Raw genomic sequence first — 21451 nt, 5'->3', positions numbered from 1 at the left:
AAGAGGAGGCATGATGGCTGACAACGCGGGCGGGAAGCTGACCACGCATGTGCTGGATACCGCTTCTGGCCGGCCGGCAGCGGGATTGAAGATCGCGCTCTACCGCGTGAACGGGAATTCGCACCGAAAGGTGAAAGAGGTCGTGACCAACGCCGACGGCCGCTGCGATGCGCCGCTGCTGCAGGGTGCGGACTTCAAGACCGGTCAGTACGAGTTGATCTTCTTCGCGGGCGACTATCTGCGCGCTGCCGGTGTGGTGCTGCCCGATCCTGCATTCCTCGACCAGGTGCCGATCCGCTTCGGCATGGCCGAGGAGGCGCATTACCACGTGCCGCTGCTCGTCTCGCCCTACGGCTACTCGACCTACAGGGGCAGCTAATGACGGATATTCGCCGCGAAATCCGCTTCCTGCTCAATGGCGACGAGGTCGCGCTGGCCGACGTCCGCCCTGATGAGACGCTGCTGGACTTCCTGCGGCTTCGGCGCTCGCTGCGGGGTAGCAAGGAAGGCTGCGCGGAAGGCGATTGCGGTGCCTGCACCGTGCTGGTCGGTCGGATCGCCGGTGGTGAACTGATCTATGAAGGCGTGAATGCCTGCATCCGTTTTGTCGGCTCGCTAGACGGTTGCCATGTCGTGACGATCGAGCATCTGAAGCGGCCGGACGGCTCGCTGCATCCCGTGCAGCAGGCAATGGTGGACTTCCACGGCTCGCAATGCGGGTTCTGCACACCGGGCTTCGTCATGTCGCTCTACGCGCTGTGGATGCACTCGCCGGAACCGTCCGACCGGGAGATCGAGACGGCCCTGCAAGGCAATCTTTGCCGCTGCACGGGCTATGAGGCGATCATGCGCGCCGCGCGCGCCGTTTCCTCATACGGCCGGGTGACCGAGGATGCGCTTGCCTGCGAGCGCGACAACATCCGCGCGCGGCTGGCGGCGATGCGCGACGGACAGCGGGTCGAGATCGGCGAAGGCGAGGACAGGCTGGTTGTGCCGGCCTCGGTCGACGATCTGGCGGAGGTGCTTGTTGCCGAGCCGAAGGCGACCATCGTTGCCGGCTCAACAGATGTCGGGCTTTGGGTCACGAAATTCATGCGCGACATCGCGCCTGTCGTCTTCACCGGTGGGCTGGAAGGGCTGCAGCGGATTGATGAGGCGGATGGCAGCATCACCATCGGTGCCGGCGTCAGCTACACCGCTGCGCGCGATTTCATTGCGCGGCGGATTCCCGCGCTCGGATTGCTGATCGATCGCATCGGCGGTGACCAGGTGCGCAATATGGGCACGATCGGCGGCAATATCGCCAACGGCTCGCCGATCGGCGATACGCCGCCGCCGCTGATCGCGCTGGGCGCGACGCTGACGCTGCGCAGGGGTGCGGAGCGGCGGACGCTGCCGCTCGAGGACTTCTTCATCGACTACGGAAAACAGGACCGGCAGCCCGGCGAGTTCGTCGAGGCTATCCATGTGCCGGTTCCCGAGCAAGATGCGCATTTCGCAGCCTACAAGATCACCAAGCGGCGCGACGAGGACATTACCGCTGTGCTTGGCGCATTCCATCTGCATGTGGCGGACGGGAAGGTTTCGTCCGTGCGCATCGCCCTTGGTGGCATGGCGGCGACGTCGAAACGTGCGCGCGCGGTCGAGGCAGCGCTGCTCGGCAGGCCGTGGAACGCTGAAACCGTCGAAGCGGCGCTGCCGGCATTCGATGACGATTTCCAGCCGATCAGCGACATGCGCGCCTCGGCGACCTATCGCATGCTTGCGGCCAAAAACCTGCTTCGGCGGTTCCTTGTCGAGACCAGCGGCACCGGCAAGCCGTTCACCGTTAAGCGGTACGAGGAGGCGTGATATGAATCGCCATGCACTCCCCGATCTCACGGCGAAAGCGATCTCCGGCGGCGTCGCCACCGATCGCCGCCACGATTCCGCGCACAAGCATGTCACCGGCGAAGCGGTCTACATAGACGACATGCCGGAACCCGCCGGGACGCTGCATGGCTGCCTTGGCCTGTCGACAGTGGCGCATGGGGCCATCGTCGCCATGGACCTTTCAGCGGTGCGAGCCGCACCCGGCGTGGTCGACGTTCTGACTGCGGGCGACATACCTGGCGTGAACGACATCTCTCCCAGCGGTCGGCATGACGAGCCGGTGCTCGCTGAAGGCAAGGTCCAGTTTCTGGGTCAGCCGGTCTTTGCGGTGATCGCCGAGACGCGCGAACAGGCCCGGCGCGCCTGCAAGCTTGCGAAGATCGACTATGACGAGCTGCCTGCCGTGCTCGACATCGAAGAGCTCGACCCGCTTGCCGACCGCCTTGTGGCGCCGGGGCTCACGCTCAAGCGCGGCAATGCTGCCGAAGCCATTTCAAAAGCGCCGCGCAGCATCAGCGGGAAGATGCGTGTCGGCGGGCAGGACCATTTCTATCTCGAAGGGCATATCGCGCTTGCGGTGCCGGGAGAGGACCGGGACGTGACCGTCTATTCCTCGACCCAGCATCCAAGCGAGGTGCAGCACATGGTCGGCCACGCTCTTGGCGTGCCGAGCCATGCTGTAACCGTCGAGGTGCGGCGCATGGGCGGCGGCTTCGGCGGCAAGGAAACGCAGTCGAACCAGTTCGCGGCGATCGCCGCGGTGGCGGCCAAGAAGCTGGGCCGGGCAGTCAAGATCCGGCCCGACCGCGACGACGACATGACCGCGACGGGCAAGCGCCACGACTTCCTGATCGATTACGAGGTCGGCTTCGACGAAGAGGGCAACATACTCGGCGTCGACTATGTTTACGCCGCGCGCTGCGGTTTCTCGTCCGACCTGTCAGGCCCGGTGACCGACCGCGCTCTGTTTCACTGCGACAACGCCTATTTCTACCCGGCGGTGAAAGCTGTTTCGGCGCCGCTCTATACCAACACCGTTTCCAATACCGCGTTTCGCGGGTTCGGTGGGCCGCAGGGCATGGTTGGCGCGGAGCGCGTCATCGACGAGGTTGCCTTTGCGCTGGGCAAGGACCCGCTGGAAATCCGCAAGCGCAACTTCTACGGCTTGTCGGAGCGCAACGTCACACCCTATCACCAGACGGTCGAGGACAACGTTGTCCAAAGGATCGTCGAGGAGCTGGAAACAGCATGTGACTATGCCGGCCGCCGACGCGAGATCGCTGCGTTCAACGCCAACAGCGGCATCGTCAGGCGCGGCATTGCGCTGACGCCAGTCAAGTTCGGCATTTCGTTCACCGCCACCCATTTCAACCAGGCCGGCGCGCTGGTGCATGTCTACACCGACGGCTCGGTCCACCTGAACCATGGCGGCACCGAGATGGGCCAGGGACTCTACGTAAAGGTTGCGCAGGTAGTGGCCGAAGCTTTCCAGATCGACATCGAGCAGGTGAAGATCACTGCGACGACGACCGGCAAGGTGCCCAACACGTCGGCGACGGCTGCATCGTCGGGCTCTGATCTCAATGGCATGGCGGCGCAGAACGCCGCGCAGCAGATCAAGGACCGGCTTATCGCCTTTGCCGCCGAGAAGTACGAGGTACCTGTCGAGCAGGTGGTGTTCCTGCCCAATCGGGTACGGGTGGGCAACCAGGAAATCCCGTTCGGCGAGCTGGTCAAGCAGGCCTATATGGCGCGGGTGCAGCTTTCGGCCGCCGGCTTCTACAAGACGCCGAAAATCCATTGGGACCGTGACAAGGGCGAGGGACATCCGTTCTATTATTTCGCCTATGGCGCGGCATGTTCGGAAGTCTCCGTCGATACGCTGACCGGCGAATATGTCGTGGAGCGTACCGACATCCTGCACGAGACGGGACGCTCGCTGAACCAAGCGATCGACCTTGGTCAGGTCGAGGGCGCGTTCATACAGGGCATGGGCTGGCTGACGACGGAAGAGCTCGTGTGGGACGAGAAGGGCCGGCTGCGCACACATGCACCGTCGACCTACAAGATACCGCTCGCTTCCGACCGCCCGAAGATTTTCAACGTCGCGCTGGCGGATTGGTCGGAGAACGCCGAGCCGACAATCCACAAATCCAAAGCGGTCGGCGAGCCGCCATTCATGCTGGGCATGTCCGTGCTGCATGCGCTCTCGGACGCGGTCGCCAGCGTGGCCGATCACCGCATCTGCCCGAGGCTCGATGCGCCTGCCACACCTGAGCGTGTGCTGATGGCGGTCGAGCGGCTCAGGGCGGAGCGCTAGCGGGCGGCCGCGATGGTATCTTCGGCGAAAAGCCTGCAAGCATTCCTCGGCGCGGCGGGCGAAGTCGTGTTGGTCAACGTGCGCGAGGCCGCCGGCTCGACCCCGCGCGAGGCCGGGGCCTGGATGCTCGTTTCCACCGATGCGATCTTCGGCACGATCGGCGGCGGGCAGCTCGAGTTCATGACGATCGATCGTGCCAGGCAGATGATCGCCGGCACCGGCTCGATCGATCTCCTTGACGTGCCGCTGGGACCGGAGATCGGCCAGTGCTGCGGCGGACGTGTGACGATCGATCTGGCGCTGGCTGATGAAACCCTGCGCGCGGAAGTGGCCAGTAGAGCCGCCAGCGCTGATGCGCTGCGCCCGCATGTCTATCTCTTCGGCGGCGGCCATGTCGGCCGCGCGCTTGCAGAAGCGCTGGCGCTTCTGCCGCTCAAGGTGACCGTGGTGGAAACCCGCGCCGATGCGGTCGGGGACTTGCCGGAAAGCGTGGAAGTGGAACTGACTGCGGTCCCTGAAGAAGCCGTTCGCACCGCGCCGGCGGGCTCGGCCTTCATCGTGCTGACCCACGACCACGCGCTCGACTTCCTCATCGTTGCCGAAGCACTGGCGCGCGGCGATACGGCCTATGTCGGCATGATCGGATCGAAGACGAAGCGAGCGACGTTCAGAAGCTGGTATCTCAAAGACGCAGGCGGCAGCGAGGAAGCTGCCGCCCGACTGGTCTGCCCAATCGGCGGGGCGGACGTCAAGGACAAGAGGCCGGCCGTCATCGCCGCGCTGGCGGCGGCTGAGGTCATGCGCGGCCTCGCCGTATAGCTATTCCTTTTCCTGCACGTGTGCCTCAAGGAACCAAAGGTTCTTGTCGAGGTCCCGGGAGAATGCTGTGAAAATGTCCGCGGTATCCGCGTCGCCGGCCTCTTCCGTCTCGTCGATGGCGGCGCGCACCGAATTCGCGACCGCGCCGTAACGCTCGATGAGCGCGGCAAGGTGGTCCTTGGTTTTCGAAATGTCGGTCGGGTAGGGCTTCAGAGTGGTCTTTTCCGCCACCGTCTGGCTGGTGCCATGCGCCATGCCGCCGAGCTGCACAGCGCGCTCGGCGATGGTGTCGACGTGGCCGTCGATGGACGCTCGAAAACCGTCCAGCATCTCGTGAATGGCGATGAACTGCGGACCCTTGAGATTCCAGTGCGCCTGCTTGGTGAGAAGCGCGAGGTCGATGGCGTCGGCGAGCCTTGCGTTGAGTATCTCGATCGCAACTTTCTTTGCGTTGGATTTGAGGTCGTTGAGGGTCTTGTGGTTCGCCACGGCGTCGCTCCTTCGGTTCTGGCAGAAAATCGAAATCGTCTTCCACAACGCGTCAACCGCTACGCGGTTGCGTTGCCGTATGGGTGAAGAATCGGACGATCACGGAACCGTTAGGTGCCCAAAGCTGTTGTTGCAGGACGAAAACAAGGGAGAACCGTCATGCACAGCATCATCTATATCGTTGGCCTCGTGGTTATCGTCATCGCCATCCTGTCGTTCTTCGGCATGGGCTAAACCCAGCGGCTTCAGATTCAGCGACCAGCCAGCATGTCGCGGATCATTCGCTGACAGCGCTCGGCCATGAAATCGAGCAGGAGCCGTACCTTCGGGTCCTGAAATTTGCGATGCGGATAGACTGCCGCAAGCTGCACGGGCGGCGGCGGCGTATCCGGCAAAATGACCTTGAGGCGTCCATCGCGCAGAAAGGGCTCGATGTCGAAGCGCGGCTTGTTGATGATGCCCCGACCGGCCAGCGCCCAGCCGGTGATGACGTCGCCATCATCAGAATCAAACGGACCGTGGACTTCGAACTTGCGCGGTCCGTCAGGCGTCTTGAGCGTCCACACATATTCCTTGGCGCCGGGAAAACGCAGGAGCAGGCAATCATGCCTGCCGTTGACAAGTTCCTGGGGTGATTTGGGTTCGCCACGCGCCTCCAGATAGGAGGGGGCTGCAGCGAGAACCCTTTCGCAATCCATAACACCGCGCATACGCAGGCTCGAATCTTCGATGAGCCCGAGCCTGAACGCAACGTCGATCCCCTCCTTCATGATGTCGACATTGTGGTCCGACAGCCGCAGCCGCACCTCGATGTCGGGATAGCGGTCGTGAAACTCGGGAATGCCCGAGGCGATCAGTCTGCGCCCGAGACCCAGCGGCGCGGTTATGCGGATCGTGCCACGCGGCTGACCGGACAGCGCGCTGACGGCGGCCTCGGCCTCAGCGACGGCGTCCAGGATTTTTCGCGCCCCGTCGTAGAAAACGCGACCGTGCTCCGTCGGTGTGAGTTGACGGGTCGTGCGGTTGAATAGCCGCACCCGCAGGTGCTTTTCCAGCTCCTTGATACGGTTGGAGGCAACGGCAGGCGAGAGCCGCATGTCGCGGCCGGCCGCCGACAGATTGCCCAGTTCCACCACCCTGACGAAGACGGCTACATTGTCGAGATAGGCCAAAGGGCGTCCTCACGATTGCGATTGCAGCATTATTTTCCATTTTTTTTTGAAAGTCATCGTGCAACTCTCCCCTTTCTGTTTGAACCAGACGCCGTAAAGTCCCATGCTGGAATACGAGGGCAACGGCATGCAAGACTTCGCGATCTTCTGGGACTGGCTGAGCTTCGGCGTGCGCTGGCTGCATGTCGTGACCGCCATCGCCTGGATCGGCTCGTCCTTCTACTTCATCGCGCTCGACCTGGGTCTGGTGCGCCGCGACGGCATGCCCGAGGGCGCCTATGGCGAGGAATGGCAGGTGCACGGCGGCGGCTTCTACCATATCCAGAAATATCTGGTGGCGCCGGCCCGGATGCCCGAGCACCTGACCTGGTTCAAATGGGAATCCTACGCCACTTGGCTGTCAGGCTTCGCGCTGCTGGCGATCGTCTATTACGCCGGCGCCGACCTCTACCTGATCGATCGCAACGTGCTCGACGTGTCGCAACCTGTCGCGATCCTGATCTCGCTCGCTTCTCTGGCGCTGGGCTGGGTGATCTACGACCTGCTTTGCCGGTCGCGCCTTTCCGACAACGATACGCTCCTGATGCTGGTGCTGTTCCCCATCCTGGTCGCGATGGCATGGGGTTACACGCAGCTTTTCACCGGCCGTGCCGCCTTCCTGCATCTGGGCGCATTCACCGCGACGATCATGTCGGCGAACGTCTTCCTCATCATCATTCCCAACCAGAAGATCGTGGTCGCGGACCTCATCGCCGGGCGCAAGCCTGACCGGAAATATGGCAAGATCGCCAAGACCCGGTCGCTGCACAATAACTACCTGACTCTGCCGGTCGTGTTCCTGATGCTGTCGAACCACTATCCGCTGGCTTTCGCCACGGAGTTCAACTGGGTGATCGCATCGCTGATCTTCATCATCGGCGTGCTCATCCGGCACTATTTCAACACCGTGCACGCACGGAAGGGAAACCCGCACTGGACGTGGGCGGCGGCGGGCATCCTGTTCATCGTCATCATGTGGCTGTCGACCGTGCCGAAGGTGCTGACCGGCGAGGCGCGCGTGTCGTCCATCGCCGAGACGCTGATGGCTTCGGCACACTTTCCTGCGGTGCGCGACACGGTGATGGGACGCTGCGCGATGTGCCACACGGCTGAACCGGCCTGGGAAGGTCTGACCTTTGCACCAAAGGGCGTGACGCTTGATGCCGATGCGCAGATCGCCGAGCATGCGCGCGAAATCTATCTTCAGGCCGGGCGCAGCCACGCGATGCCGCCTGGCAACGTCTCCGCCATGACAGCCGATGAGCGGGCGTTGCTCGTGGCCTGGTTCGAGGAGGCTCGGCGGTGACGGCGCGGCTCCTTCGCGGGCGCGTTCTCTCCTTCCGCGCGAAGCCGGAGAGTGTCGACGACCGCGCCTCCCACGTTTTCGAGGAGGACGGCGGCATTCTCATCCGTGACGGCAGGATCGCGGCGGTCGGCGATTTCTCGTTGATTTCAGCCCAGGCGCGGGATGCCGAAATCATCGACCACCGTCCGCATCTCCTGATGCCCGGCTTTATCGACGCGCACGCACATTTCCCGCAGATGCAAATCATCGGCAGCTATGGCGCCGAACTGCTCGACTGGCTGAACACCTACACGTTTCCGGAGGAAACGAAGTTCTCCGACACGCAGCACGGACGACGCATCGCGCGCCTGTTCCTCGATGAGATGGTGCGGCACGGCACGACGACGGTCGCGGCCTACTGCTCCGTGCACAAGGAGAGCGCGGAAGCATTCTTCGCCGAGGCGCTGTCTCGCGACATGCTGGCGATCGGCGGCAAGGTGATGATGGACCGCAATGCGCCCGAGGGGCTGCGCGACACGCCGCAGGCAGGTTACGACGATACCAAGGCGCTGATTGCGGAGTGGCACGGCAAGGGGCGCCTGCACTACGCGATCACGCCCCGCTTCGCTATCACCTCGTCGCCGGAGCAGATGGAAATGGCCGGTGCACTGGCGCGCGAGCATCCGGACCTGCACATTCAGACGCATCTCTCGGAGAACCATGCCGAGATCGCCTTCACGCAGGAACTCTATCCGGCGGCGAAGGACTACACCGACATCTATGCGCAATACGGGCTGCTGGGGCCGAAAACGCTTCTCGGCCACTGCATCCATCTTTCCGAGCGTGAGGCCGACCTGCTGTCCGATGCCGGTTCGGTGGCCGTGTTCTGTCCGACCTCGAACCTCTTCCTGGGCTCGGGCCTGTTCGACTGGCAGCGCTATTCGAAGCGGGCCAAACCCTTGCGGATCGCGGCGGCCACGGATGTCGGCGGCGGCACGAACTACTCCATGCTGCGCACCATGGACGAAGGCTACAAGGTCATCGCGCTGCAGGGCGAGAAGATGAACCCGCTCGCCGCCTTCTGGCAGATCACGCTCGGCAACGCGAAGGCGCTGTCGATCGAGGACCGGGTGGGCACACTGGATCCCGGTACGGACGCCGACATCGTCGTGCTTGACCCACGGGCAACGCCCGGCATGGCCCTGCGCATGGAAACGGTGGAAACGCTGGCAGAAGAACTGTTCCTGCTGCAGACATTGGGCGACGATCGCGCGATACGCGAGGTGTATGTCGCTGGGCGGGCCGCAAAAAGCGCCATCGCCGGCAGATAGAACGGGAATCCGAAATGGCGGAAGAGTTCGATACCCGCGCCCTTTTTGGCGGGCTTTTCACAGCAGCCGTTGCGGCTGCCGACCCCGAACGCGTCATTCGCGACTTTCTTCCTCAAAAGCCCAAGGGGCGCACTCTCGTGGTCGGTGCGGGAAAGGCTTCGGCGCAGATGGCCGCGGCGTTCGAGAAGGCCTGGGATGCGCCGCTGGAAGGGCTGGTTGTGACACGATACGGCTATGCGGCGCCGTGCGAGCGGATCGAGGTGATCGAGGCAGCGCATCCGGTGCCCGACGAGGCCGGGCTGGTCGCTTCGCGGCGACTGCTTGAGTCAGTCGAGGGACTGACTTCCGACGATCTGGTCGTCGCATTGATCTCGGGCGGCGGCTCGGCGCTGCTGCCTTCGCCGCCGAATGGCATGAGCCTTGCCGATGAAATCGCGGTCAACGAGCTGCTGCTCGCGTCCGGCGCGCCGATCTCGGCAATGAACACGCTGCGCAAGCACCTGTCGACCATCAAGGGCGGGCGGCTGGCACTCGCGGCACATCCGGCGAGGGTCGTGTCGCTTGTCGTTTCGGACATTCCCGGTGACAATCCGGCCTTTGTCGCCTCCGGCCCGACGGTGCCGGACCGCGCCGCCCGCGAGGAAGCACTTGCGGTAGTGCGCGACTATGGCCTCAAGCTTCCCGACGCGGCGCTGCGGCATCTGCAATCTGAGGCGGCCGAAGCGCCGTCGCCCGACGATCCGGCATTTGCCGGCAATGAGGTGCATGTGATCGCCTCAGCCGCGCGTTCGCTGGAAGCGGCCGCAGAGGAGGCCAGGCGTTGCGGCATCGAGGCGGTCATCCTTTCCGATGCGATCGAAGGCGAAGCGCGTGAGGTTGCCGGCATGCACGCCGCGATCGCACGCGAGATCGCAGCGCGCGACCGACCATTCCGCAAACCGGTGCTGCTTCTGTCTGGCGGCGAGACCACGGTGACCATCAGAGGCAAGGGCGGCAAGGGCGGGCGCAACTCCGAATTCCTGCTGGCGCTGGCGCTGGCGATCGAAGGTGACGAGGGTGTCCATGCCTTTGCCGCCGATACTGACGGCATCGACGGATCTGAAGACAATGCGGGCGCTTTCGCGGATTTCAGGAGCGCGGCGCGAATCCGCGCTGCGGGAATCGACCCCAAACAAGCTCTAGGTTGCAATGATGCATGGACGGCGTTCGACGCTGTTGGCGATCTGTTCGCGCCTGGGCCGACCGGCACCAACGTCAACGACCTACGGGCGATCCTGGTCGTCTGAGGGCGGCTTTCGCCCGCCAAGGGGGATCAACCCGCCAATTGCTTCACCTGCCGCATGTCCGCCAGAAATCTCTCGCGCTCGGCCTGCGCTTCCGCTGCCTCGGGGATGCGCAGGATGAAGGACGGGTGAATGGTCAGAAAAATGCGAAGGCCATCATCTCGCGTGACGATCGTGCCACGCATTTTCGTGACGGGAACGGCCTTGCCCAGAAGCGATTGAGCCGCGGTCGCGCCCATGGCGACGGCGAGGTCGGGCTTGATGAATCCCAGTTCGTGATCGAGCCACCAGCGACAGGCCTTCACCTCGCCGGCATTGGGTTTCTGGTGGATCCGGCGCTTGCCGCGCGGCTCGAATTTGAAATGCTTGATGGCGTTGGTGACGTAAAGCTTCTGCCTTTCGATTCCGGCCTCCTCGATCACCTCGTCGAACACTTTGCCGGCCGGGCCCACGAAGGGCTTGCCTGCTATGTCCTCCTGGTCACCGGGCTGTTCGCCGACGAAGACGATGCGGGCGTTCTCCGGCCCCTCGCCGAACACCGTCTGGGTGGCGTCCTGCCAGAGCGGACACCGGCGGCACCCTTCGGCTTGGTGACGCAGCTCGCCGAGCGATTTTGCATCGTCTGGCGGCGCTTCGGGCGACGCGCTCCAAAGGCGCTCCTGAATCTTTGCATGATGCGGAGCCGGCATGGTCGGCATCCTTTCCAGCATGTCGCGGGCGGCACTTTCGGCGCCCTTGATCAAATCCGGAATGAGCGAGGCCTCCGGAAGGTTCCGCCAGTATTTCTTGGGCATCTCGGCCTGCATCGCCTTCACCTTCAGTCGGGCAGGATTGAAGATGTTGGCGAAGTAGGTTTTCCAGAGCGCGTCGGATGCGTCTTCCTCCGGCGCATCCGCTTTCGTGGCGCCTGCGCCGAAAGAAAGCCGCTCACCGTCCCATTCTACCGAGCTGTGCGGCGTGAGGATCGTCCAATGCATTCCGGCAAAACGCCGGACGAAGAACGCTGCGTTGCGCTCGACGATGTAATGGTCGGGCTCGAACCACGCGACGAACCGTTCGTCATCGCCGTCGCTCACGCGGACGAAGCGCACGAAAGCGCGCATCTTGTGGATGTCGCGGCGTACCGATTTTTCCAGATCGCGCAGCGCCATGACGTCGGGCTCGGATGCGATCTTCATCAGATGCGGGGTCGTTCGCATTGCCAAGAGCAGGCGATAGAGCAGCGCGAAGCGGCGCGGGTCGGAATGGCAGATGACGGCCTGCGCCTTCTCGATGAATGCGCGAGGCACATTCATGGTCGCGCCTTCCGGCGTGGCGGGCAGGGGCGTTGGGTTGGCGAAAAGGTCCTGGTCCTCGCCGGTTCGCCAGCCGATGTCGTCGGCCTTCACATCGTTCAACGCCAGTGCGCGGGCGGCATCGCGCCAGCCGTTGAAATCGGTTTCGCCTGACAGAGTGACCGTGAAGCGCATGGTCAGAACAGGCTGAGCTGTCGTGCGGGCGGTGTCAGCCGGGCACGCAGGTTTTCCTCGTCGGGCAGCGAGCGCGGCGACCAGCCGTCGGCGACGATGAAGGGGCGCACCTTGGCGATGGATGCGCACAGGCGTCCCAGGTCTTCGATGCGAAGCCGTTGATGGCGGCGCACGGCGAGCATCCTGTCCACCACCTTCGCGCCCAGGCCTGGTACGCGCAGCAGCAGTTCACGCGGCGCCCGGTTCACGTCGAGTGGGAACATTTGCCGGTTGGCCAGGGCCCATGCCAGCTTGGGATCGACTTCGAGGTCGAGCATGCCATCGGCTCGACCGGCGGTTATCTCCTGACGCTCGAAGCCATAGAACCGCATCAACCAATCGGCCTGATAAAGCCGGTGCTCGCGCATCAGCGGCGGCTTCACCAGCGGCAGGACGGCCGACGAATCCGGTATCGGGCTGAACGCCGAATAGTAGACGCGGCGAAGCCGGTAGCCCGCATAGAGCCGCGCCGAGGTGGAGAGGATGTCGGCATCGGTCGTGGCATCCGCACCGACGATCATTTGCGTGGACTGACCGCCGGGCACGAAGCGGGCGCGCTTCTTCGTGCGCATCGTCGGCTCTGACCGCTCGTCGATCCTCGAGCGCAGACGCGCCATCGAAACGCGGATTGTCTCCGGCTTCTTCTGCGGCGCGAGCTGCTGGACACCGGCGTCGGTCGGCAGTTCTACGTTGATGGACAGCCGGTCGGCATAAACGCCTGCCTGCTCGACCAGCTCATCGCTCGCCTCGGGAATGGTCTTGAGATGGATGTATCCCTGGTAAGCGTGATCGATGCGCAGGCGGCGTGCGATCTCCACCATTTCGGCCATCGTCTCGTCGGGTGAACGGATCACGCCGGAGGACAGGAAAAGCCCTTCGATATAGTTGCGCTTGTAGAAATCCAGCGTGAGATTGACGACCTCGTCGACCGTGAACCGTGCCCGCTTCACATTCGACGACGAGCGATTCACGCAATAGGCGCAGTCATAGATGCAGAAATTCGTCAGAAGTATCTTCAGCAGCGAGATGCAGCGCCCGTCCGGCGCGTAGGAATGGCAGATGCCGCTGCCTTCCGTCGAGCCGATGCCCTTCGTCTTGAGCGAATTGCGGCCCGCCGCACCGGAAGAGGCGCAGGACGCATCGTACTTGGCTGCATCGGCGAGAATGGCGAGTTTTTCGCGTGTCGAGAGCTTGGGCATATGTTCATGATATGTTCCGGCACGGCTCGCGTCTATTCACTTTGACGTAGTTGCGCAATCGCCAGCGCGTTTCACCGGCCAAATCGCCTGCTCGGTGGAATAATCAGCCCGCCACGTCGATGACGCCGCAGTCACCCGTTTCGGTGCCGAAGGCGATCCGACGTCCTTCGGCATCCCACGCCATGGATGTCACCGCGCCATTGCCAGCGCGGCGCAGCAGCACTTCCTTCTGGTCGGCGACGCGGCCGGCAAGCACCATGCCGTCGGCATAGCCGATTGCCACGATCTCGTCGGTCGGGTGGAACGACACTGCCGTGACCATGGCGTCGCCGCGCGTGCCCAATTCCACCGGCGCCTTGCCGATAGGGCCGTCCTTCGTGAGGAACGGCCACACCACGGCTGCGGGCGCGCCCGAACTCGCCAGCCAGCGGCCCTTGGCGCTCCACGACAGCGACTTCACCTTGGAAGGGTAGCCTGCCATGCGCATGTGCTTGCCGTCGGCCAGCTTCCAGCCATGGAGCGCGTTCTCCTGCATGGTGGTGACGAGGAAATTGCCGTCGGGCGAGAAGGTGACGCCGGTATGGGCGCCGGCCCATTCGAGCTCCGTCGGCTTGCCGTCTGCCGCCGGAAAGTGCAGCGTGGCACCATTGTAGCGGGCGACCGCGATGCGCATGCCCTTCGGGGCGAAGGCCAGCCCTTCGACGCTGCGCGGATGGACCAGTTCCTTGAGCTTGCCGTCAGGCAATTTCACCCCTGCCGTCTTGCCGCTGGCAAAGGCAACGGCACCGCGTGGGCCGGTCGCAACGCTCGTCATCCACTTGCGACCGATCTCGGCGACCTGCTCGATCGAGCCGTCGGCGCCGATGTCGAGGACCTTGCCGTCCTCGCCGCCGGTTACAAGCCGCTTGCCATCGGCGTCGGGTGCCGCGGCCAGCAAACCGTCATGCGCTTCCACCCATTTGTGGCCGTTGTCGAGCCGGTGGACAACACCGTCTGCGAGCGCGAAATGGGGAATGCCGGCGAGCCAGCAGGCGGCGACGCAATGGCCGTCGAGGTCGAGAGGAGCGACTGTGGGCATCAGGCCTGGCACGCCTCGAAGGTGCGCTTGAGGCGTTCGCCGTCGAGTTCGCGGCCGATGAAAACCAGCCGGCTCTCATGCCGTTCGTCATCCTTCCAGGCGCGCTGATGGTCGCCTTCGAGGATCATGTGAACGCCCTGCACCACATAACGGTCCGGGTCGTCCTTGAGCGCGATGATGCCCTTGAGCCGCAGGATGTTCGGTCCGTCCATCTGGGTGGTCTTCTCCAGCCACGGGAAGAACTTCTTCGGGTCCATTTCGCCGCCGCGCAGCGAGATCGAGGTCACGCCGACATCGTGGATCGGCGAAACGCCGTGATGGTGATGATGGCCGTGATCGTGATCGCAATCAGGCCCGCATTCGTGATCGTGGTCATGATCGTGCGCGTCCAGGAAATGCGGGTCGTTGTCGAGTGCCCGCGACAGATCGAACGCGCCGCGGTCGAGCACTTCGTTCAGCGCAACGCCCGAGCGCTCGGTCTTGTGGATCTTCGCCGACGGGTTGATGGCGCGCACGGCGGCTTCGACGTCGCGCAACTCGTCCTCGGTGACGAGGTCGGTCTTGTTGAGCACCACGACATCGGCGAACGCGATCTGGTCTTCCGCCTCTTTTGAATCCTTCAGGCGCAGCGGCAAGTGCTTGGCGTCCACAAGCGCGACGACGGCGTCGAGCTTGGTCTTGGACCGCACGTCGTCGTCCATGAAGAAGGTCTGCGCGACCGGCGCGGGATCGGCGAGACCGGTCGTCTCGACCAGGATCGCATCGAAGCGGCCCGGACGGCGCATCAGGCCCTCGACGGTGCGGATCAGGTCGCCGCGCACCGTGCAGCAGATGCAGCCATTGTTCATCTCGTAGATTTCCTCGTCGGATTCCACGATCAGGTCGTTGTCGATGCCGATCTCGCCGAACTCGTTGACGATGACGGCGTAACGCTTGCCGTGATCTTCCGTGAGGATGCGGTTGAGCAGGGTCGTCTTGCCGGAGCCGAGATAGCCGGTGAGAACTGTCACCGGAATTTGGGTCTGTGTCTGCGCCATGGATGCCTCTCGCGCAAGGAATGAAGGGTCGTGGCGTCCATATAGGACGTCGGCGACCGGATTGCACCGGGGATTATGCGGGGTTCGAACCCAGGATCCGCAGGTCGAAGCGTGCGACATCCTCCAGCAATTCGATAATGCCTTTCGCGGCATGATCGAGGATCATCTCGCCGGCCTCGGCATTAGCCGCGGCGGCGTTGCCGACGACGCCATCCGGCGACAGATCGCTCATCTTCCAGCCAAAGGCGTGGGGGCCATAGGCGCGAAGATGCGAAAACTCCCGCTCATAGACTGCCTGCATGGACGTGAAATTGCGCGCCTTGCTCATGTCGACCAGGTCGGGACGCAACGCCAGCATGACGCTGGTCTCGATGAAGCCGCCATGGATGCCGAGCGCTTTTTCTTCCGGCGAAACCAGGTCTGGTGGACAGCCGAAACGCGTCCAGCTCGTCGCTACCGCCAGCATGTTGAACCGTACGCGCAGTTCGGTTGCGACGATCGTCATCAGCGGGGAGTTGCCGCCATGGGCGTTGAGCATGACGAAGCGGCGACAGCCCTGCCGGTGGCACGCCTCGCCTATGCCGATCCATCGCCTTACTGCTTCGTCGAATGTCAACGTCCGGGTGCCGGCGACATCCAGGTGTTCTATCGAATAGCCGACTGGCTCGACGGGCAGGAAGTGCACTTCCACGCCCGCTGGCAGCAGGCTCGCGACGCGCGTGGCCACGCCCTCGGCGATGATGGTGTCGGTCTCGAAGGGCAGGTGCGGGCCGTGTTGTTCCGTGGCGCCAAGCGGCAGCACGGCTATGGATCGAACGCCGGCACGATTTGTTTCGCTGGCTGTCATGTTTCTGTTATGTGGCTATGCCATGGCTTCGTCGCGTTGAGGTCAGGCTAGCGTGTCCCGCGGCCCTCAGGCAATGCGAAAGCGAGGGGAAAACGTCGATGGCTAAACCTGGCAAGGCGGCTGCGATGGCGCAGCTTCATTCGGCGGCGCGGCTTTCACGCACAGCGCTGGCGGCGCGTCTCCTGTCGCACGGCTTTTACGCCGGCCAGGACCAGATCATGATTGCGCTGGATCGCGAGGACGGCCAGACGCCGGGTCAACTGGCTATAAAGCTCGGCGTGCGACCACCCACGGTGACCAAGACGATCAACCGCCTCCAGACCCAGGGCTATGTGGAAAAGCGCGCTTCGGAGACCGATGCGCGCCAGGCCAACGTCTTCCTGACAGAAGATGGTCGCGGCGCGATCCGCGCGATCGAGAAGGCAGTGCGCAAGACGGAGAAGCAGGCACTCAAGGGTCTCGACAAGAAAGAGCAGAAGGCTCTGGTCAAGCTGCTCGGCCGCATCGAAGCCAACCTGTCCAACGGCGCGATCGTTGCGGAAGATCACGAGGAAGCTGACGACGCCGACGAATAGTAGGCCTGGCCAATCGTCGTATGTTCATGCAGTTTTTTCTTGCGCCACAGGCCCCCTTGGTCGAAGAAGCGCATGAAGCTCCCATGATGTTCGGCCACACGCATTGACCCAGCAGCAAAGCAATCCGGAGGCGGCTACGCCCACCTCGGCCATTCTGCTCGTGCTGTCCGCCTGTTTCTCGTTCGCCTTCCTGGATGCAAGCGCGAAATATCTCGTGCAGCAGGGCATGGCCGCCCCATTCCTCGCCTGGATGCGTTTCGCCATCCACCTCGTGCTGGTGATGATCCTGTTCCGGGCATGGTCGAACCCGGCCATGTTCCGCGCGCAGAGCCTGCCCAGGCAGATCGTGCGCGGCGTGTTCCTTTTCGGTTCGACGGTCTTCAATTTCCTAGCGCTGCAGACGCTGCAACTCGCCGAGACGATCTCGATCTACTTTTTCGCGCCGATGGTGATCACCGCGCTTGCCGGCCCTCTGCTTGGCGAATGGGCTGGCTGGCGGCGCTGGCTCGCCGTGCTGGTCGGTCTCCTCGGCGTGCTGGTGATCACCCGGCCGGGCCTGGGCACCTTCGGCACCGGTCACGTTTTTGCGCTGATGTCGATGGCAAGCTACAGCTTCTACGTCATCATGACCCGGCACATGGGGGCGACGGAGACATCGGCGAGCCTGATCTTCTATTCCGCGCTTGCGCCAACGGTGCTGATGTTTCCCTTTGTGCCGCTCTACGGGTCGATCCCGCAGGAGCCGCTGCATTGGGTGCTGCTCTTCGGGCTTGGCGCCATCGGCGCGTTTGGGCACTATTTGCTTATCCGGGCCTACAAGCAGGCGACTACCACGGCGCTTGCGCCTTACCCCTATTCGCAGATGATCTGGATGATCGCGCTCGGATACCTCGTGTTTTCGGACCTGCCCGATTGGTGGACGCTCGCTGGCGCCGGGATCATCGTGTCCAGCGGCCTCTATATCGTCCATCGCGAGCACCGGCTGCGGCTTGCAAGCCGCACCGCGCCGAACAGCGAAACCCAGGAGCTGGCAAAAAAGCTTTGAAATGCCGGCTGCGGATGGCATAGGGTTCTTTAAACCGTTTAAAGACGTATCGCCGCGCCTGTCGGGAGGAGGGGTCCCTGGCTCAGAAGATCAAGCTTTCGACGATCGCGGAAGCGTTGAACGTGTCGACCGCCACTGTATCGCTGGCGCTGCGCGACAGTCCGCTGGTGGCCGATGCCACACGGGAGCGCATCAAGGAGCACGCGCGCACGATCGGCTATATCTACAATCGCCGGGCGGCCAGCCTGCGCACGTCGCGCTCGGGCATCGTCGGCGTCGTCGTGCACGACATCATGAATCCGTTCTTCGCCGAGATCCTGCGATCGATCGAAAGCGAGCTCGACCGCAGCCGGCAGACCTTCCTGCTTTCGAACCACTATGACCAGCTCGAGAAGCAGCGGACCTTCATCGACACCCTGCTGCAATTGGGCGCCGACGGTGTCATCATGTCGCCGGCCATCGGCACGCCCGCGGCCGATATCCAGCTTGCCGAGGCCAACGGTTTGCCGGCGGTGCTGATCGCTCGGTCGGTCGAGGACGCCGATGTGCCCGTCTTCCGCGGCGACGACGCCTACGGCATCGGTCTTGCGACAAACCACCTGATCTCGTTGGGGCATCGCCGCATCGCGATGATCGGCGGCACCGACCAGACGTCAACCGGTCGCGACCGCTATCGCGGTTATGTCATGGCCATGGAGGCCGCCGGGCTCCCGGTCGAGACGCGCTGGCGTATTTCCGGACCCCGCACCAAGCAGGCCGGCTTCGAGGCGTCGCAGCAATTCCTCGCGCTCAAGGACAAGCCCACGGCGGCGGTGTGCTGGAACGACCTGGTGGCGATCGGCCTGATGAACGGCATTGCGCGCGCCGGGCTGGTGCCGGGCGTCGACGTCTCGGTTACCGGCTACGACGATCTGGAGGAAGCGGCCATCGCCACGCCGGCCCTAACCACCGTCTGGAACGGGCAGCGCGAAGTGGGCCGCCGGGCGGCGCGTACGTTGCTCGACCGGCTCAACGGTGTCGAGGTGCATGGCGGGCAGGAGCTCATCCGGCCGGAACTGCATGTGCGGCAGTCGACCGGCAAGCCGGTGGAGCGCTGACCCCAGAAAGTGCTGCCGGTTGGCCGGTTCGGGAGGGCTTGCCTGACCTCCGGCCACTGCCTACGCTGACAACCGATCCACAATCACGATGCAAGAGGGAGCCACAACCTTGGCAGCGACCGACGACGTAACCATCCTCATCCCCGGCAAGCTCCATCCGCATGCGGTCGGACGCATATCGGAGGCGTTCAACGTCGTTACGGCGGACCGTGCCGACCCAGCATTGCTGAGCGATGACGTACGCGCGAGGATCAGGGGCGCGGCGGTGATGACGCGCGTCGATGCAGCCTTCATCGATGCCCTGCCCAATCTCGAGATCGTCGCCAGCTTCGGCGTCGGCTATGACCATGTCGATGCCAAGCACGCCGGGTCGGCCGGCGTGATGGTCACCAATACGCCCGACGTGCTTACGGAGGAGGTTGCCGACACCGCGTTGGGGCTGCTTCTCAACACGGTGCGCGAATTGCCGCAGGCCGAGGCGTGGCTGCGCGCGGGCAAGTGGGTGAAGGACGGGAATTATCCGCTGACGCGCGGTACGCTGCGTGGGCGCTCGGTCGGCATTTTCGGCCTTGGCCGGATCGGGCAGGCGATAGCTCGGCGGATCGAGGCGTTCGGTCTTCCGATTAGCTACCACAATCGCCGCCCCGTCGACGGGGTGGATTACACCTACTATCCGACGCTGGTCGACCTGGCGCGCAACGTCGATACGCTCGTTTCCATCGCGCCGGGCGGCGCGTCGACCGAAAAGGTCGTGAACGCTGAAGTTCTGGCTGCCCTTGGCAGCAATGGCGTGTTCGTCAATATCGGGCGTGGCTCGACCGTCGACGAGGATGCGCTGGCCAAGGCGCTCGCAGATGGAACCATCTTGGCCGCCGGTCTCGACGTGTTCGCTGACGAACCGAACGTTCCGGAAGGTCTGCTCAAGGCCGAGAACGCTTCACTCCTGCCGCATGTCGGCTCCGCGACCGTTCATACGAGACAGGCGATGGCGGATCTCGTCGCCGACAATCTGTTCGCCTGGTTCGAGCGCGGCGAGGTGATGACGCCGGTCGCGGAAACCCGCGACGTTCCGTTGCCGACACGCTGATCTTAAAGCTTCGTTAACCATGAATGCCAATCCTTCTGTCCTTGCAGGGCAGAGGGAGTCCGATGAGCATGACGAAAACCGGCGCGATCCTGTTGATGGCACTGGGCATCCTGGCGCCAGGGTCCAAGGCCGCGCCTGTCGCGCCGGACATGGACGCCATTACGGGCAGCATTTCCGCCAGGAGCGAGGTTCGCTTCCGCCTTCATGCGGGCGGCGTTGACGACGCCTGCGTGCTTATCGCTACCGAGGTTCCTGGTTTGGAAGACAGGCGGCCGCTGCGTTTTGGTGCGCAATGCCCGGCCCTTGGCGGCAACCTGAATGCTGCGCGCTGGTGGCAGGACCGCGATGATGGGTCCATTGCATTCGTGAAGGATGATGGCGGGGTGGTTGCCGAGTTTGCCGTAGCAGACGGCGCGGCCTTCGTTTCCTACGCACCGCGCCAGCCGATCATGACGCTGCTCGCGGTGGACTGAACCCACAAGCCGGCAGAATTCTATTCCGCGGCCAGCCGTCCCGACGGGTCGGCCGCATGCAGCCGCACCGCGTCGCCGAAGGCGCGGAAGATGCGCGCCGAGTTGTCGTCGCTCTTTGCCCAGTATTCCGGATGCCACTGCACACCGACCGCAAAGGCACGTGCTCCGACGACCGAGACCGCCTCGACCGTTCCGTCCTCGGCCACGGCCTCGACCTGAAGCCGCTCGCCCAGCCGCCCGACTGCCTGACGGTGAACTGAGTTCACCATGATCTCGCCGGCTCCAAACACACCTGCAAGGCAGGTGCCGGGCTTGATCGATACCGGCTGGCGGATGGCGAAGCGCTCATCCTGATTGTCGCTCGCGGGCGCGCGGTGATCGAGCATGCCGTCCTGATCCTGGATTTCCGTGGCCAGCGTGCCGCCGAGCGCGACGTTGAGCTCCTGGATGCCCCGGCAGATGGCGAGTAGCGGCACACCGCGCTCGATCGCGAGCCGAATGAGCGGCAGTGTGGTTGCGTCGCGTGCCTCGTCATACGGCCCGTTCGCCTCGCTGGCGTCACCGCCATAGAGCGACGGATGCACATTCGATTTCGAGCCTGTGACCATGACGCCGTGCACCGACGATAGAAGCTCGTCCAGATCGAGCCGGTCGCCAAAGGACGGAATCATCATCGGAAGAACGCCCGCCGCAGACAGCGCTGCGTCCAGATATTGCTGGGGAGCTGCATGCCAGGTGTAGTTTTCGAATTGGCGAACGTCGGTCGATACGGCAATTAGCGGTTGGCGCATTGTTGGTTCCGGTTGCCGGAAAGCCGGCTTCTCAAGCTGGAAACTGTCACATACATCTAGCTCCGTTCTTGCGGATTTCCAAGCGTCGCCGACGGCTGGAGCAT

General features: G+C 63.7%; 20 protein-coding genes. 12 read left to right on the top strand and 8 right to left on the bottom strand.

Annotation, left to right across the window (positions count from 1 at the left end; all coding sequences use genetic code 11):
• The first annotated feature begins 13 nt into the window (after window positions 1-13).
• The 4 genes from uraH to xdhC are packed head-to-tail and all read left to right on the top strand — an operon-like array spanning window position 14 to window position 5011.
• The gene (gene uraH, locus ACVJNE_RS03850) at window positions 14-379 is read left to right on the top strand and encodes a hydroxyisourate hydrolase (RefSeq protein WP_499563090.1); all 366 of its coding nucleotides are present in this window, start codon (window positions 14-16) and stop codon (window positions 377-379) included.
• On the top strand, window positions 379-1851 hold the full coding sequence (xdhA, locus tag ACVJNE_RS03845; protein WP_499563088.1) for a xanthine dehydrogenase small subunit: 1473 nt from the start codon (window positions 379-381) through the stop codon (window positions 1849-1851). The genes uraH and xdhA overlap by 1 nt, the downstream gene beginning before the upstream one ends.
• A gap of 1 nt (window position 1852) precedes the next feature.
• A complete protein-coding gene (xdhB, locus tag ACVJNE_RS03840) occupies window positions 1853-4192 on the top strand; it encodes a xanthine dehydrogenase molybdopterin binding subunit (RefSeq protein WP_499563086.1) in 2340 nt (779 codons plus the stop codon).
• A 12-nt stretch (window positions 4193-4204) separates the two neighbouring features.
• A complete protein-coding gene (gene xdhC / locus ACVJNE_RS03835; RefSeq protein WP_499563084.1) occupies window positions 4205-5011 on the top strand; it encodes a xanthine dehydrogenase accessory protein XdhC in 807 nt (268 codons plus the stop codon).
• On the opposite strand, the gene dps is transcribed toward xdhC, so the two are convergent.
• Both dps and ACVJNE_RS03825 read right to left on the bottom strand, forming a co-directional pair.
• Complete coding sequence (gene dps, locus ACVJNE_RS03830; protein ID WP_421926889.1) at window positions 5012-5500, bottom strand: DNA starvation/stationary phase protection protein Dps; 489 nt, start codon at window positions 5498-5500, stop codon at window positions 5012-5014.
• A 251-nt stretch (window positions 5501-5751) separates the two neighbouring features.
• A complete protein-coding gene (locus tag ACVJNE_RS03825) occupies window positions 5752-6672 on the bottom strand; it encodes a LysR family transcriptional regulator (RefSeq protein ID WP_499563082.1) in 921 nt (306 codons plus the stop codon).
• Window positions 6673-6799: 127 nt separating this feature from the next.
• On the opposite strand from ACVJNE_RS03825, the gene ACVJNE_RS03820 reads away from it, so the two are divergent.
• From ACVJNE_RS03820 to ACVJNE_RS03810, 3 genes are read left to right on the top strand one after another with little or no spacing between them, the layout of a single operon-like run.
• Window positions 6800-8017, top strand: coding sequence for a urate hydroxylase PuuD (locus ACVJNE_RS03820; protein ID WP_499563216.1), 1218 nt, complete (start codon window positions 6800-6802; stop codon window positions 8015-8017).
• Entirely contained in the window at window positions 8014-9327 is a 1314-nt protein-coding gene (gene guaD, locus ACVJNE_RS03815) for a guanine deaminase (protein ID WP_499563080.1), read from the top strand. The genes ACVJNE_RS03820 and guaD overlap by 4 nt, the downstream gene beginning before the upstream one ends.
• A 14-nt stretch (window positions 9328-9341) precedes the next feature.
• Window positions 9342-10613: a glycerate kinase type-2 family protein gene (locus ACVJNE_RS03810; protein WP_499563078.1), complete on the top strand. Its 1272-nt coding sequence runs from the start codon at window positions 9342-9344 to the stop codon at window positions 10611-10613.
• A gap of 26 nt (window positions 10614-10639) precedes the next feature.
• On the opposite strand, the gene ACVJNE_RS03805 is transcribed toward ACVJNE_RS03810, so the two are convergent.
• The 5 genes from ACVJNE_RS03805 to ACVJNE_RS03785 form a co-directional block, all read right to left on the bottom strand.
• Complete coding sequence (locus ACVJNE_RS03805; RefSeq protein ID WP_499563076.1) at window positions 10640-12079, bottom strand: UdgX family uracil-DNA binding protein; 1440 nt, start codon at window positions 12077-12079, stop codon at window positions 10640-10642.
• 2 nt (window positions 12080-12081) lie between these two features.
• Window positions 12082-13317 (bottom strand): putative DNA modification/repair radical SAM protein, encoded by a 1236-nt coding sequence (locus ACVJNE_RS03800; protein ID WP_499563074.1) that lies wholly within the window; start codon window positions 13315-13317, stop codon window positions 12082-12084.
• A gap of 103 nt (window positions 13318-13420) precedes the next feature.
• A complete protein-coding gene (locus ACVJNE_RS03795) occupies window positions 13421-14395 on the bottom strand; it encodes a WD40 repeat domain-containing protein (RefSeq protein WP_499563072.1) in 975 nt (324 codons plus the stop codon).
• A complete protein-coding gene (locus ACVJNE_RS03790) occupies window positions 14395-15432 on the bottom strand; it encodes a CobW family GTP-binding protein (RefSeq protein ID WP_499563070.1) in 1038 nt (345 codons plus the stop codon). Before ACVJNE_RS03790 ends, ACVJNE_RS03795 begins: the two co-directional genes overlap by 1 nt.
• Before the next feature lie 73 nt (window positions 15433-15505).
• On the bottom strand, window positions 15506-16279 hold the full coding sequence (locus ACVJNE_RS03785) for a creatininase family protein (RefSeq protein ID WP_499563068.1): 774 nt from the start codon (window positions 16277-16279) through the stop codon (window positions 15506-15508).
• A 98-nt stretch (window positions 16280-16377) separates the two neighbouring features.
• On the opposite strand from ACVJNE_RS03785, the gene ACVJNE_RS03780 reads away from it, so the two are divergent.
• The 5 genes from ACVJNE_RS03780 (at window position 16378) to ACVJNE_RS03760 (ending at window position 20556) form a co-directional block, all read left to right on the top strand.
• Window positions 16378-16854: a MarR family winged helix-turn-helix transcriptional regulator gene (locus tag ACVJNE_RS03780; RefSeq protein ID WP_499563066.1), complete on the top strand. Its 477-nt coding sequence runs from the start codon at window positions 16378-16380 to the stop codon at window positions 16852-16854.
• 103 nt (window positions 16855-16957) lie between these two features.
• Window positions 16958-17899, top strand: a complete 942-nt coding sequence (locus ACVJNE_RS03775; protein ID WP_499563064.1) for a DMT family transporter — start codon at window positions 16958-16960, stop codon at window positions 17897-17899.
• Between the two features lie 77 nt (window positions 17900-17976).
• Complete coding sequence (locus tag ACVJNE_RS03770) at window positions 17977-18996, top strand: LacI family DNA-binding transcriptional regulator (RefSeq protein ID WP_499563214.1); 1020 nt, start codon at window positions 17977-17979, stop codon at window positions 18994-18996.
• A gap of 109 nt (window positions 18997-19105) precedes the next feature.
• A complete protein-coding gene (locus ACVJNE_RS03765; protein WP_499563062.1) occupies window positions 19106-20083 on the top strand; it encodes a 2-hydroxyacid dehydrogenase in 978 nt (325 codons plus the stop codon).
• Between the two features lie 62 nt (window positions 20084-20145).
• Window positions 20146-20556: a hypothetical protein gene (locus ACVJNE_RS03760; RefSeq protein ID WP_499563060.1), complete on the top strand. Its 411-nt coding sequence runs from the start codon at window positions 20146-20148 to the stop codon at window positions 20554-20556.
• A gap of 20 nt (window positions 20557-20576) precedes the next feature.
• On the opposite strand, the gene ACVJNE_RS03755 is transcribed toward ACVJNE_RS03760, so the two are convergent.
• Entirely contained in the window at window positions 20577-21347 is a 771-nt protein-coding gene (locus ACVJNE_RS03755; RefSeq protein WP_499563058.1) for a gamma-glutamyl-gamma-aminobutyrate hydrolase family protein, read from the bottom strand.
• Between the last annotated feature and the right edge of the window lie 104 nt (window positions 21348-21451).

Source organism: Mesorhizobium sp. DxT (assembly GCF_058448885.1).
The sequence above is the reverse complement of the archived record's forward strand: the minus strand, read 5'-3'. Positions and strand labels throughout refer to the sequence as shown.